The following is a 13,330-nucleotide window of genomic DNA, read 5'->3' on the forward strand; positions in this document are numbered from 1 at the left end:
AAGTTGAACGGCGGCATAACCCTAAAGGCTATACCGCCAGCGCCATGTTATCGCGCCATTAACGCAAACACCCCCCAGCCAAAGTACTCCCGCGTGTACGTCACATGACGTTCAGGCGCTATCGTCAGCTCCGCCCGAACCTCCTGCGCGAAGTCATCGTCTGGGTTTTCCTCCAGCCAGCGCCGCATGGTCATCCATTTTGCGGCTTCGTACCTGTCCCAGCCTTCCTGGTCTGCCAGCACCATTTCAACCAGGCCATAGCCCTGTTGATCGAAAGACGCAACCAGACCGGGCAGAGTGAGAAAGTCTGCGATCGACGAGACGCCGCAGGCCTGGGCTGTCTCAGCCGTCGCAGGTACCTGACGCCAGTACGGTTCGCCGATGAGCATTATTCCCCCGGGCTTGAGGCTTTTTGCCAGCAGATCCATCGTCCCGGCTACGCCACCCGCAATCCAGGTTGCGCCAACGCAGGCCGCCACGTCACATTTTTCATTCGCGACGTAGCCGGCCGCGTCGTTATGAACGAAATGGACGCGTTCGCTGACGCCGAGTTCCTCTGCGCGCCGCGTGGCCTGCGCGGTGAAGAGCGGGCTCATGTCGATGCCGGTACCGGTAATACCGTAATCACGTGCCCAGGTACAAAGCATCTCTCCCGAGCCGCTGCCGAGATCGAGAATGCGTGTGCCTGGCTTCATGCGTAACACGCGGCCCAGCGTCGCGTACTTCTCTGGTGTAAAGGGGTTATGAATGCGGTGTTCGCTTTCGCTAACAGTAAAAATACGTGGGATATCCATCATCCTCTCCTTAACGATTATCAGGCTGAGCGCGAACATTGTTCAGCCCGGTGGTGTTAATGCGGTAGGGCTGACCGTTAACGGATTTGATCAGCTTTTTGGTTTTGAGCTTTTTGAAAACGGCGAGGGTGCAGTCAGCCAGCAGTAGCCCTTCGCGGCTATAGCATTCAACGGCGGTGACGCGGCCAGAGGTATCGCGGACGTGCACAATACGGCCACCTTTGGCGAGAACGTGTAAGGTACGTTGTTCCTGACGGGATAAATTCATACTGGAAAACCTGTTTAATCATCATGTGCAAAACGTGCAAACACACAGCGGTGTCCGCATACGATTTCGGCGCATTGATAATCAGTCCGGCCTGGAAAGGTCGGGAAGCTGATTATCGGATGATTACATTCTCCAGCATCAAAGCCTCGGTTTGAGTTGATAGGTATTTACGGGGTGAATGATAACACCTGTTTATTGTCAGTGAATACCCAGGGGCGAAAAATGTGATCCCGGTTGGTATCGGGCTGAGGAGAGGGGATCATTCCTGGCCGCTCTTAATTTTGCTGTCGACCTGAGGCTGTGGTTTGCTGAAAAGATATCCCTGCACAAGCTCGCAACCCAGAGCCTGAAGCCGCTCAAGCTGCTCTTCGGTCTCAACGCCCTCAGCTATGACGCCCATATTAAGGCTTTTAGCCATACCGGTAATCAGCTTCACAATATTAAGCGCATCTTCCTGCGTAGATATCGGATTGACAAAAGATTTATCGATCTTGATTTTATCAAAATTCAGTTCGCTGAGTCTGGAGAGCGAGGAATAACCCGTGCCAAAATCATCAATGGAGATTCTTACGCCCAGTGCGCGGAGTTTTTTGAGGATCGTAATGGGGTTATTTCTGTCACTGAAGAGGGATGACTCTGTGACCTCTAACTCAAGACGGTTAGCCGGTAGCCCGGTCTCAGCCAGAACGGACTGCACCGTATTAATAAATGATTTGCTGCCCAATTGAACAGGCGAGACGTTGACGGAGATCCTGGCCGGAACAGCCCAGGATACCGCTTCCCTACAGGCCAGTTTAAGTACGGTTTTACCTATCTCGTTGATCATGCCTGTTTTTTCAGCGGCGAAAATAAAGCTGTCCGGGGAGAGCATCCCCTTTACAGGATGCATCCAGCGAATAAGCGCTTCATAGCCGTAAATTTCCTTGCTGACGGAATTCACAATAGGCTGGTAATAAACAACAAACTCATCATTCTCTATTGCTCTTGCCATATCATTTTCAAGGGTTCTGCTCTCCTGCAACTTCTGTAGCATTCGCTGGCGGAAAACTTTGATCTGCTGAGAACCTTCTTTCTTGGCTTCATAGAGCGCCAGATCGGCAAATTTATAAAGGTAATCTGAACGTCGTTCGTTATCCGATAAAACAATACCCACACAGGTGGCTATTTTGATGAGTTGATTATTAATTGTATAGGGCTTACTGATGGTATCACTGATTTCTCGCGCGCGTGAAACAGCTGCGGCTTCGGTTAAGCCACTGGAGAGAAACGCAAATTCGTCGCCGCCCAAACGATAAAATGTCTCTGAAAAGCGGCTCAAAGCATTAAGGCGCGTGGATACCTCACGTAACAGTAAATCGCCAGCATCATGACCGTAGGTATCATTCACTTCTTTGAACCGGTCTAAATCGAATAACATCACCGTGACCGAAATATGTTTTTCCTCAGCCTGTAGATTAAGTTTATTGAGATCATCCCAGAAGAAAAGACGGTTTTTCATGCCGGTAAGGGAGTCATGATAAACATCGTATTCCAGTTTTGTATTCTGGATTTGCAGGGTTTCTTTGGACAGCTGAAGTTCTTCAGCCAGCGTTTTAACCTGTGTATGTGCTTTGAGGATGTTTTTATTTTGATAGATAATCAAAAAGCCCAGTATGAAGCTTAAAATAACCAGTAACAGCGAAAGTGCTGAATAAATATAATACAGAACCTGTATTTTTAGGTTAGTTTCATTGATTGTATTAACATCTTTTGTTAAAGCCGTTGATGAAAGCTGGCTTAGCGGGGCATCCAGTGAATGCATATTTTTCAGATAGAGCTTTAACTCTGAACGGCTCATTTTCTCAAGATGACCATCCAGATAGTTCAGTATATTTTCCAGGCGTAAGGCGAGCGCCTGATGCGCTTTCGCGCTGTTTATATAACGACCCAGGCCGCCCTCTTTCAATAAATCATTCTGGCTCAGCATGATTTCCAGACGCATGCGAACCTGGTCTACCGTAACGTCATCAGTCTCGGTTGCGTACAGTCCAATCCATGATTCAAATCGGTAATATTCAGATACCAGTTGGGCTACAGACCAGGACTCAGTGTAGTGAGTCAATTTTTGCAACTCCTGCTGACGGTCGTAGACAAGAAAGGCTATATATCCCGTAGTGATAAAAAGAGAAAAAATGATACCAACCAGTATCCTGTTCATTATGTTCTCCTGAACTACTATTCAATCTTCATTTTGCTGACCTGCCATGCCGATCGCGAGTAATAAATCTGATTATTGAGTTCAGGAAGACTGTCATAGGGGTAGACGATGAATGACGGACCTTTATCGCGGATGCGCATATATTCGCCATTGACCTTTAAAGCCAGGATGGCGTTGTATTTCTGGAAGTCGCTGAGAGGGATAACGGTAGTGTAATCATTGAGTGCAATCACATTCAGGACAGAACCCTTTGCACCCACATACTCCATCAGTTTGCGCATCGGGATACCCTCAAACTTCGTGCGGCCATTATACCAGGGAGAGGTCGTCTGAAAACTCACCATCCCCAGTTTTTCCAGGCTGGCAATATCAAAAACGGCTTTTCCATTTTCGTTCGTATTTTCTATATTACCGGTAATGGTTAAAATGGGTTTGCCCACAGGCTTTGGCAGTTCGCCAGCCCAGCTTAAACTTTGTACCAAAAAGCAGCACAGCATTAGGATTATTCGCATATTGGCCTCCTCTTTTTAACAGAAGTATAAGAATTATAAGTTATTTATCCTATAAGTTTGTCTATTTTGTTGAACGCCACGGCTTTTTGCAAACGATACTTCATTAAATGTATTAAAATCAAATGGATAATCGTTGTTTGCCCCGTGATTGCAGACCTCTGGCTGGAGCTTACGTTTTTTAAAACATAAAAACTCAGTGTAATTAGCCACCCGGGTTTAAAAAATGATCGCTTTGATTTATTGATATATTTACGCACCCCCATTTTTTATCAATGGTGGCATCGTTAAGATTGATTTATTTGTACAAAGAATGATAACGCACCCTCAATGTGAGGGAATAAGAGAGTGCGAGTACCTCTGACGTCATTTGCACTGAGTTTCGGTTAACCCGTCTCCAGCATACTGAAACTGACGATCCGCGAGCGCCCCAACTCTTTCGCCCGGTAAAGCGCCACATCTGCCGCGCGCAGCAGGTCGTCGCTTTGGGCGTGCTGCGGGTAACTGGCGATCCCGATCGACACATCCACCGGGCCAATCTCAGCAAGCCCATAGCGCAGCGACAGCGTATGAACGCCGTTATAAATCTCAGTTGCGCAGGCGTGAGCCGCTTCCTCATCCGCACCCGTTAGCAGCACCAGAAACTCTTCGCCACCAAAGCGGAAGGCCAGGCCGGCATCGTGCACGGCACGCTGAACGATTGTCGCCACGCTCTTAATCACATGATCGCCAGCCTCATGGCCGAAGCGATCGTTAATGCTTTTAAAGTGATCGATGTCGATCATCATGCAGCTCATCGGCTCATCATTGCGCATTGCCTGAGCTATCTGAGTGCGCAGGGTATCTTCCAGGTGGTGGCGGTTACGCAAGCCGGTGAGCGGGTCGAATAGCGCTTTTTCCAGCAGGGCATCGCGCAGACGCTGGTTGGCCAGCGCCAGACCCAGGGCTTCCGCCATTAATTCGAGATATGCGCGGGACGGTGCCGTTTCAGGCGTGATGTTCTGAAACGACAGCAAACCAATGGCTTCCCCCTGCGCAATGAGCGGCACGCACAGTGAACTGTCTTTTTGTGATTCAGGCAGATGCTGGCAACCGATATCCGGCTCGCCGTTGACCGGTGGATGGCTCTGACCACGGCGTATGGCCCAGCATTGATCGGGGTGGAAAGCATTTTTTTCTCCCTGTGGAGATAACCATTCCGCCGCACAGCGCATCTCCCACGGGTTTCGCTCCAGGATATACAGACGTCCGGCGATACCCGGCGCAATGTTGGGAGCAAACAGCTCTGCCACCTCAATCACGTCGCTGACGTTCTCGCACCCCTGCAAGCGCTGGGTCATTCGCGCGAGCAGCTCGCGGATGGCCCAGTCTGCGTCGCGTTCTTTTTCAAGCCGCTGCCTTGCCAGCCCGTTCTCGCGGAAAATGCGAATGGCCTGCGCCATATCGCCTATCTCATCGACCTGGTTGAAATTGGGCGTTTCGACGCCGTAATCCTGTGAGGCCAGGCGGTGAACCACATCGCTGAGGCGCACTACCGGGCGCAGCACGCGGTGCTTGAGAATAAAGCCCATCACGAATAAGAAGAGCAGGGCGGTCAGGCCGACCATCACCTCTGAGGCGGTACGCAGCGTTTTCGACGTGTTGGTCGCTGCCTGGACATCGGCAATAATGCGCTTATCCAGCAGCATACGAAAATGGTCAATCTTGCTCTGGGCGCGTTCCGTTTCAAGTTCGTAGATTTTGCCGAAGAGTAACGCAATGGCCTGTTGTTCCTCACCCCGGGCGACGCTGGCAATTGCTGCCTGCTGTTCATCCTGTAGGCCATCAACAATCTTCAGCCCTTCATACAGCAGCGCCAGCTCTTCGCCCGTTGCGCCCGTATCTTTTAACTGTCCCACTTTGTGTTCAATATTCTTCAGTTCACCTTCTTTCGCCTGGTACGCTTTCAGCACATCGGGCTCTTTTTTGATGGCGTAAAGGCGCGCTAAATCGGAGAGCATCCAGGTTTCTGCTTCAATCTCTTCCGTAAGCTGGTCAAAAATTTGTCGTTGCTTAACAGCCTGACGCTCTACGTTGTCGGCATGGGAAGCCATCAGCATGACGATACCGGAGGCAATGGTCAGGCACACCGTGACACCATAGGCCCAGTTTGTGATCGTGGCGATTCGCACCTGTTGGATCCTTCTACGACAAATGTGGAAGAGCGTTCATTTCAGATTATAGAAAACCCCTGATTTATCGCGAAAAAAAAGGCGGCACAGGGCCGCCTGACAAAACGCGTTTCGTTAGAGATCCGGAGGGTTTTTTCCCTCTTCGATAAAGTCTGCGTCCAGCTCCTCGGCGTTGCCTGCGTGGTCGCGGCCGGAGAAGAGGTTCCAGCAGGCGATAAACAGGGCGGCAATCAGCGGCCCAATCACAAAACCATTAATGCCGTACAGCTCCATACCGCCGAGCGTGGTGATCAGTATCAGGTAGTCCGGCATTTTGGTGTCTTTGCCCACCAGCAGCGGACGTAAAAGGTTGTCCACCAGCCCGACGATAATGACAAAAAAGCCCACAATGAACAGACCCTGCCACAGCTGGTGAGTGGCAAACAGAAAGATCGCGGCGGGAACCCAGACGATAGCCGAGCCGACGGCGGGCACCAGGGAGAGGAACGCCATCAGCGCTCCCCACAGTACGCTACCGTCAATACCGACGATGGCAAAGGCGATACCGCCAAGCGTACCCTGAACCACTGCCACGACCGCCGTACCTTTTACCGTGGCTCGCGAGACGCCGACAAACTTAGCGAACAGGTGCTGTTTGGCGAAGTCAGACAGCGGCAGCGAGTCGAGGATCTGGCGCACCAGATAGGGCCCGTCTTTGAGCAGGAAAAACAGCAGGTACAGCATAATGCCGAAGCTAATAGCAAAGCCGAACGTCCCTTTACCAATCAGGAACGCGCTTCCCGCCAGATACTGTCCACCCTGTAACGCGACATCGGAAAGCTTTTTCTGAATCTGCGCGGCGTTGGTCAGGTTGTGATCCGCCAGGAAGCCGCTGGCCCAGTCCGGCAGGCGATTGAAGATACCGGCGATGACTTCCGGGAACTGCGTGTTGTTCTGTTGCAGCTTGGTGTAAACCATGTTCAGTTCCACCGCGAGCGAGGAAAGGATCACCATCAACGGAATAAACACGATCAGGCAGATAATGCCGAGTGTAAGGAGGGAAGCCAGCCCGTTGCGATCGCCCAGCGCGGTACGCAGTTTGTTTTTCACCGGGTTGAAAATGATGGTCAGGATCGCGGCCCACAGAATCGCCGAGAAATAGGGAGACAGCACGTCAAAGAAAGCCCAGGTAACAAGGGCCAGGATGAGAATAAAGAAACCTTTGGTCAGTCCGTTAAATCGCATAGTGAGTCCTGGTGAAGAAGAAACTGTGTCGACTATAGAACTGATTTAAAGATTTACCAATAATTGCGCCGAAGTCGTGCCGGGTGGCTTTTTGTTAACAATCGCGGTATAACACCCTTCTTTGGATGTTTAGATGTCCATACGTTTAGAAGGTAATATGCAAACAGAACAACAAAACGGGCAGCTTAAGCGCACCATGAAAACCCGTCACCTGATTATGCTCTCGCTGGGGGGCGTTATCGGCACAGGTTTATTCTTCAATACCGGATACATCATTTCGACAACCGGCGCGGCGGGCACGCTGCTGGCGTATCTTATTGGTGCGCTGGTGGTCTGGCTGGTTATGCAGTGTCTGGGCGAGCTTTCCGTAGCGATGCCGGAAACCGGCGCGTTCCACGTCTACGCCGCTCGTTATCTCGGCCCGGCGACAGGGTATACCGTGGCGTGGCTCTACTGGCTTACGTGGACAGTGGCGCTGGGATCGAGCTTTACCGCAGCCGGGTTCTGTATGCAGTACTGGTTCCCGCAGGTTCCCGTCTGGACGTGGTGCGTCGTCTTTTGCGTGGTGATTTTTGCTCTTAACGTCATTTCCACGCGCTTCTTCGCCGAAGGGGAATTCTGGTTCTCGCTGGTGAAAGTCATCACCATCATCGCCTTCATTATTCTCGGCGGGGCGGCGATCTTCGGTTTTATCCCGATGCAGGACGGTTCACCGGCGCCGGGCTTAAGCAACATTACTGCCGAAGGCTGGTTCCCGCACGGCGGTCTGCCGATCCTGATGACCATGGTGGCGGTCAACTTTGCCTTCTCCGGAACGGAGCTTATCGGCATCGCGGCAGGAGAAACGGAAAACCCACACAAGGTTATTCCGGTTGCTATTCGCACCACCATCGCCCGGCTCATCATCTTCTTTATTGGCACCGTGTTTGTGCTGGCGGCGCTGATCCCGATGCAGCAGGCTGGCGTGGAGAAAAGCCCGTTCGTGCTGGTGTTTGAAAAGGTCGGCATTCCGTATGCGGCGGATATCTTTAACTTCGTGATCCTGACGGCGATCCTCTCGGCGGCGAACTCGGGCCTGTACGCCTCTGGTCGTATGCTGTGGTCTCTGTCTAACGAGAAAACGCTGCCGCGCTGCTTTGCCCGCGTCAACAAAAACGGCGTGCCGCTGACGGCGCTCTCCGTTTCCATGCTGGGCGGCGTGCTGGCGCTGTTCTCCAGCGTGGTCGCGCCGGATACGGTGTTTGTGGCCCTGTCAGCCATTTCCGGTTTTGCGGTGGTGGCGGTGTGGATCAGCATCTGCGCGTCACACTTTGTGTTTCGTCGCCGTCACGTGCAGTCCGGGCAGCCGCTTTCGGCGTTGCAGTATCGCGCGCCATGGTATCCGCTGGTGCCCGTGCTTGGCTTTATCCTCTGTCTGGTGGCCTGCGTCGGCCTGTGGTTTGACCCCAGCCAGCGTATTGCCCTTTATTGCGGGCTTCCGTTTGTCGCCCTGTGTTATGGTGCGTACTACCTGACCCGAAACCTGACCACGCAGGAGCCTGAACATGTCGCAGAATAATCCGCTTACCGCCCTCCTTGAAAACCAGCCGTTTGTCGTGCTGGATGGGGCGATGGCAACGGAGCTGGAAGCGCGCGGTTGTAACCTTGCCGACAGCCTCTGGTCGGCCAAAGTGCTGATGGAAAACCCGGAGCTGATCCGGGACGTGCACCTCGACTATTACCGCGCGGGGGCACAGGTGGCGATCACCGCCAGCTATCAGGCCACGCCTGCGGGCTTTGCCGCACGCGGGCTCGACGAGGCGCAATCCCGGGCGTTGATTGGCAAAAGCGTAGAGCTGGCACGCAAAGCGCGGGAAGCGTACCTGGCAGAGAACGCGCAGGCGGGCACGCTGCTGGTGGCGGGGTCGGTAGGGCCGTACGGCGCGTACCTTGCCGATGGATCTGAATATCGCGGCGATTATGTGCGTCGCGCTGAAGAGTTCACCGCATTCCACCGTCCCCGCGTGGAGGCGCTGCTGGATGCGGGCGCGGATCTGCTGGCCTGTGAAACGCTGCCTTCTTTCCCGGAGATTAAGGCGCTGGCGGCGATGCTGACGGCGTATCCTCGCGCCCGGGCATGGTTCTCATTTACCCTGCGTGACAGCGAGCACCTGAGTGACGGGACGCCGCTGCGGGATGTCGTTTCTGCGCTGGAAAACTACTCGCAGGTTGTCGCGCTGGGGATCAACTGTATCGCGCTGGAAAACACCACCGCGGCGCTGACGCATCTGCACAGCCTGACGTCGCTGCCGCTGGTGGTCTATCCGAATTCCGGCGAGCATTATGATGCGGTGAGCAAAACCTGGCATCACCACGGTGAAGCCTGCGAGACGCTGGCGGGGTATTTACCGCAGTGGCTGGATGCCGGTGCGAAGCTGATTGGCGGCTGCTGTCGCACCACGCCGCAGGATATTGCTGCGCTGACGGTTCAGCGCTGAGGTCTTTGCCGGGTGGCGGCTGCGCCTTACCCGGCCTACAAATTGCACGAACCGTAGGCCGGGTAAGCGCAGCGCCACCCGGAGAAACAACCGCACAAAATTCACTATCCTTTCCCGCTTTTTTTCTAAAAACGAATCGTCATTAGCGATTCTTTTTTATTCCTTTATCAAATTTCTCGCGCCGGAAATACTGCCCTTATAACAACAAGGGGAGCAGGCACTATGGCAATTTCATCGCGAATCACACTTCTCGGCGCACTGGCGCTGTGGGCATTTCAGGCGCAGGCGGTGGACGTCACCGTCGCGTATCAGACTTCCGCTGAGCCGGCGAAAGTTGCGCAGGCGGACAACACCTTTGCCAAAGCGAGCGGGGCGAACGTCGACTGGCGCAAGTTCGACAGCGGCGCGGCGATTGTGCGGGCGTTAGCCTCGGGCGACGTGCAGATTGGCAACCTGGGCTCCAGCCCGCTGGCGGTGGCCGCCAGCCAGCAGGTGCCGATTGAAGTCTTCCTGCTGGCGTCGCAGCTCGGAAATTCCGAAGCGCTGGTGGTGAAGAAAAGCATCACGAAACCCGAAGATTTGATCGGCAAACGCATCGCGGTGCCGTTTATCTCCACCACGCATTACAGCCTGCTGGCAGCGCTGAAACACTGGGGCATTAAGCCGGGCCAGGTGCAGATCATTAACCTGCAACCTCCGGCGATTATTGCCGCCTGGCAGCGTGGCGACATCGACGGAGCATACGTCTGGGCGCCCGCCGTCAACGAGCTGGAAAAAGAGGGCACCGTGCTGACCGACTCCGAAAAAGTGGGGCAGTGGGGCGCGCCAACCCTTGACGTCTGGGTCGTACGGAAGGACTTTGCCGAGAAACACCCTGAAGTGGTGAAAGCCTTCGCCAAAAGCGCCATCGACGCACAGCAGCCATACATCAGCAACCCGGATGAATGGCTGAAACAGCCCGCCAACCTGGAGAAACTCTCACGTCTGAGCGGCGTGCCGGAAGCTGACGTGCCGGGGCTGGTAAAAGGCAACACCTATCTGACGCCTGCGCAGCAGATCCAGCAGCTGAACGGGCCGGTGAGCAAAGCGATTGTCGACACTGCGACGTTCCTGAAAGAGCAGGGCAAGGTGCCTGCGGTGGCGGCGGATTACAGCCAGTTCGTGACCGATCGCTTTGTGAAATAAGGGGGCTGCAATGCTGAACATTACAAACCTGTCTGCCGATTACGGCGGCAAACCCGCCCTGGAAGAGATCAACCTGACGCTGGACAGCGGTGAACTGCTGGTGGTGCTGGGGCCGTCCGGCTGCGGGAAAACGACGCTGCTGAACCTGATCGCCGGGTTTGTACCGTATCAGCACGGCACGATCCAGCTGGAAGGAAAACGGGTAACGGGGCCGGGCGCAGAGCGCGGCGTGGTCTTTCAGAATGAAGGATTACTCCCGTGGCGAAACGTTCAGGAAAACGTTGCGTTTGGTCTGCAACTGGCAGGTGTAGCGCGTGAACAGCGCCTGAATACGGCGCGCGATATGCTGAAAAAGGTCGGGCTGGAGGGAGCTGAAAAACGCTTTATCTGGCAGCTTTCAGGCGGGCAGCGTCAGCGCGTCGGGATCGCCCGTGCGCTGGCGGCTAACCCACAGCTGCTGTTGCTGGACGAACCTTTCGGGGCGTTGGATGCCTTCACCCGCGAGCAGATTCAAACCCTGCTGCTGCGCCTGTGGCACGAAACCGGCAAGCAGGTGCTGTTAATCACCCACGATATCGAAGAGGCCGTGTTTATGGCGACGGAGCTGGTGCTGCTCTCACCGGGGCCGGGACGCGTGCTGGAGCGCCTGCCGCTTGAGTTTGCCCGCCGCTATGTGGCGGGAGAGCCGGTACGCAGCATCAAATCCGATCCGCTGTTTATTGAACAGCGTGAATACGTCTTAAGCCGCGTGTTTGAGCAACGGGAGGCGTTCTCATGAGCATTGTTTTCAGTGAAAAAACGCGGCGGACGCGCCTTGCCTTACGCTGGCCGTTCTCTCGCCAGCTCACCTTAAGCCTCAGCACGCTGGTGGTGCTGCTGGCGGTATGGTGGGCGGTTGCCGCGCAGCAGTGGGTCAGCCCGCTGTTTCTGCCCCCGCCAGGCCAGGTTCTGGAAAAACTAATTACTATCGCCGGGCCGCAGGGCTTTATGGATGCCACGCTCTGGCAGCATTTAGGCGCCAGTCTGATGCGTATTCTGGTGGCGCTGCTGGCGGCGGTCATTATTGGCGTTCCGGTGGGGATCGCGATGGGACTGAGCCCGACGGTACGCGGCATTCTCGACCCGCTGATAGAGCTTTACCGTCCCGTCCCGCCGCTGGCTTATTTGCCCCTGATGGTGATCTGGTTTGGCATCGGCGAGACGTCAAAGATCTTACTGATATACCTGGCGATATTTGCGCCGGTAGCCATGTCGGCCCTGGCTGGCGTAAAGAGTGCGCAGCAGGTACGCATACGTGCGGCGCAGTCGCTCGGCGCCAGCCGCGCGCAGATACTGCTGTTCGTCATTTTACCAGGCGCGCTGCCGGAGATACTGACCGGGCTGCGCATCGGCCTTGGGGTGGGCTGGTCTACGCTGGTGGCGGCAGAGCTGATAGCCGCCACGCGCGGCCTTGGGTTTATGGTGCAGTCGGCGGGAGAGTTCCTGGCGACTGACGTGGTACTGGCAGGGATCGCGGTGATCGCCGCGATTGCCTTTGGATTAGAACTGGGACTGCGCGCGCTACAGCGTCGCCTGACGCCCTGGCATGGAGAAATACAATGAGTGAACGACTGACCATTACCCCGCTGGGGCCATATATTGGCGCGCAGGTGTCGGGCCTGGACGTAACACGTCCGCTGAGCGATAACCAGTTTGAGCAGCTGTACCACGCGGTGCTGCGTCATCAGGTGGTGTTCCTGCGTGAACAGGCCATTACCCCGCAGCAGCAGCGCGCGCTGGCCCTGCGTTTTGGCGACCTGCATATCCACCCGGTCTACCCGCATGCGGAAGGGGTGGAGGAAATTATCGTGCTGGACACCCATAACGATAACCCGCCCGATAATGACAACTGGCACACGGACGTTACCTTTATCGACACACCGCCAGCCGGGGCGATTCTGGCAGCAAAACAGCTGCCGGAGACGGGTGGGGATACGCTGTGGGCCAGCGGGATTGCCGCGTTTGAGGCGCTCTCCGCGCCGCTCCAGACTCTGCTGAGCGGCCTGCGGGCGGAGCATGACTTCAAAAAATCGTTCCCGGAGTACAAGTACCGCAAAAGCGAAGAGGAGCACCAGCGCTGGCTGGATGCGGTCGCAAAACATCCCCCGCTGCTGCACCCGGTGGTGCGTACCCATCCGGTGACCGGAAAGCAGGCGCTGTTTGTGAATGAAGGGTTCACCACGCGCATCGTGGATGTGACGGAAAAAGAGAGTGAGGCGCTGCTCGGCTTCCTGTTCGCGCACATCACCAAACCGGAGTTCCAGGTGCGCTGGCGCTGGCAGGAGAACGATCTGGCGATCTGGGATAACCGCGTCACGCAGCATTACGCCAATGCGGATTACCTGCCGCAGCGAAGGATTATGCAGCGGGCGACGATCCTGGGGGATAAACCGTTTTACCGTGCGCCTTGATTGCCGGGTGGCGGCGTTGCCTTACCCGGCCTACGTTTAATTGTAGGCCCGGTAA

12 protein-coding genes are annotated in these 13,330 nt (G+C 55.0%); 6 read left to right on the plus strand and 6 right to left on the minus strand.

The features are described from left to right. Window positions 1-47 precede the first annotated feature (47 nt). From O1721_RS08380 to O1721_RS08405, 6 genes are all read right to left on the minus strand, one after another. Window positions 48-794, minus strand: a complete 747-nt coding sequence (locus O1721_RS08380; protein ID WP_032647364.1) for an SAM-dependent methyltransferase — start codon at window positions 792-794, stop codon at window positions 48-50. 10 nt (window positions 795-804) lie between these two features. Beyond that, on the minus strand, window positions 805-1,062 hold the full coding sequence (locus tag O1721_RS08385; protein WP_003863178.1) for a YjhX family toxin: 258 nt from the start codon (window positions 1,060-1,062) through the stop codon (window positions 805-807). A 259-nt stretch (window positions 1,063-1,321) separates the two neighbouring features. Beyond that, the gene (locus O1721_RS08390; protein ID WP_032647366.1) at window positions 1,322-3,259 is read right to left on the minus strand and encodes a putative bifunctional diguanylate cyclase/phosphodiesterase; all 1,938 of its coding nucleotides are present in this window, start codon (window positions 3,257-3,259) and stop codon (window positions 1,322-1,324) included. A gap of 17 nt (window positions 3,260-3,276) precedes the next feature. Continuing rightward, a complete protein-coding gene (locus O1721_RS08395) occupies window positions 3,277-3,771 on the minus strand; it encodes a putative pterin-binding protein (protein ID WP_023295996.1) in 495 nt (164 codons plus the stop codon). A 383-nt stretch (window positions 3,772-4,154) separates the two neighbouring features. Next, window positions 4,155-5,939, minus strand: coding sequence for a diguanylate cyclase (locus O1721_RS08400; RefSeq protein WP_032647370.1), 1,785 nt, complete (start codon window positions 5,937-5,939; stop codon window positions 4,155-4,157). 114 nt (window positions 5,940-6,053) lie between these two features. Next, window positions 6,054-7,163: an AI-2E family transporter gene (locus O1721_RS08405; protein ID WP_017383139.1), complete on the minus strand. Its 1,110-nt coding sequence runs from the start codon at window positions 7,161-7,163 to the stop codon at window positions 6,054-6,056. Between the two features lie 157 nt (window positions 7,164-7,320). Between O1721_RS08405 and mmuP the strand changes: the two genes are divergently transcribed. The 6 genes from mmuP (at window position 7,321) to tauD (ending at window position 13,275) form a co-directional block, all read left to right on the plus strand. Continuing rightward, window positions 7,321-8,721 carry an S-methylmethionine permease gene (gene mmuP / locus O1721_RS08410; RefSeq protein WP_017383140.1) on the plus strand — a complete coding sequence of 467 codons (1,401 nt, stop codon included), beginning with the start codon at window positions 7,321-7,323 and terminating at the stop codon, window positions 8,719-8,721. Beyond that, the gene (mmuM, locus tag O1721_RS08415; protein WP_032647373.1) at window positions 8,708-9,640 is read left to right on the plus strand and encodes a homocysteine S-methyltransferase; all 933 of its coding nucleotides are present in this window, start codon (window positions 8,708-8,710) and stop codon (window positions 9,638-9,640) included. The genes mmuP and mmuM overlap by 14 nt, the downstream gene beginning before the upstream one ends. Before the next feature lie 222 nt (window positions 9,641-9,862). Continuing rightward, complete coding sequence (gene tauA, locus O1721_RS08420) at window positions 9,863-10,825, plus strand: taurine ABC transporter substrate-binding protein (RefSeq protein WP_032647375.1); 963 nt, start codon at window positions 9,863-9,865, stop codon at window positions 10,823-10,825. Between the two features lie 10 nt (window positions 10,826-10,835). Then, complete coding sequence (gene tauB, locus O1721_RS08425) at window positions 10,836-11,603, plus strand: taurine ABC transporter ATP-binding subunit (RefSeq protein ID WP_032647377.1); 768 nt, start codon at window positions 10,836-10,838, stop codon at window positions 11,601-11,603. After that, complete coding sequence (tauC, locus tag O1721_RS08430) at window positions 11,600-12,427, plus strand: taurine ABC transporter permease TauC (RefSeq protein ID WP_017383144.1); 828 nt, start codon at window positions 11,600-11,602, stop codon at window positions 12,425-12,427. Before tauB ends, tauC begins: the two co-directional genes overlap by 4 nt. Then, window positions 12,424-13,275, plus strand: coding sequence for a taurine dioxygenase (gene tauD, locus O1721_RS08435; RefSeq protein ID WP_032647379.1), 852 nt, complete (start codon window positions 12,424-12,426; stop codon window positions 13,273-13,275). The genes tauC and tauD overlap by 4 nt, the downstream gene beginning before the upstream one ends. The last annotated feature ends 55 nt before the right edge of the window (window positions 13,276-13,330 follow it).

It is taken from the genome of Enterobacter cloacae complex sp. HYC033_NIDB, from assembly GCF_056673335.1.

Bases quoted from the DNA above. Each gene is read 5' to 3' on its own strand.
- O1721_RS08380 (WP_032647364.1), bottom strand. From the start codon at position 794: ATGGATATCCCACGTATTTTTACTGTTAGCGAAAGCGAACACCGCATT.
- O1721_RS08385 (WP_003863178.1), bottom strand. From the start codon at position 1,062: ATGAATTTATCCCGTCAGGAACAACGTACCTTACACGTTCTCGCCAAA.
- O1721_RS08390 (WP_032647366.1), bottom strand. From the start codon at position 3,259: ATGAACAGGATACTGGTTGGTATCATTTTTTCTCTTTTTATCACTACG.
- O1721_RS08395 (WP_023295996.1), bottom strand. From the start codon at position 3,771: ATGCGAATAATCCTAATGCTGTGCTGCTTTTTGGTACAAAGTTTAAGC.
- O1721_RS08405 (WP_017383139.1), bottom strand. From the start codon at position 7,163: ATGCGATTTAACGGACTGACCAAAGGTTTCTTTATTCTCATCCTGGCC.
- mmuP (WP_017383140.1), top strand. From the start codon at position 7,321: ATGCAAACAGAACAACAAAACGGGCAGCTTAAGCGCACCATGAAAACC.
- mmuM (WP_032647373.1), top strand. From the start codon at position 8,708: ATGTCGCAGAATAATCCGCTTACCGCCCTCCTTGAAAACCAGCCGTTT.
- tauA (WP_032647375.1), top strand. From the start codon at position 9,863: ATGGCAATTTCATCGCGAATCACACTTCTCGGCGCACTGGCGCTGTGG.
- tauB (WP_032647377.1), top strand. From the start codon at position 10,836: ATGCTGAACATTACAAACCTGTCTGCCGATTACGGCGGCAAACCCGCC.
- tauC (WP_017383144.1), top strand. From the start codon at position 11,600: ATGAGCATTGTTTTCAGTGAAAAAACGCGGCGGACGCGCCTTGCCTTA.
- tauD (WP_032647379.1), top strand. From the start codon at position 12,424: ATGAGTGAACGACTGACCATTACCCCGCTGGGGCCATATATTGGCGCG.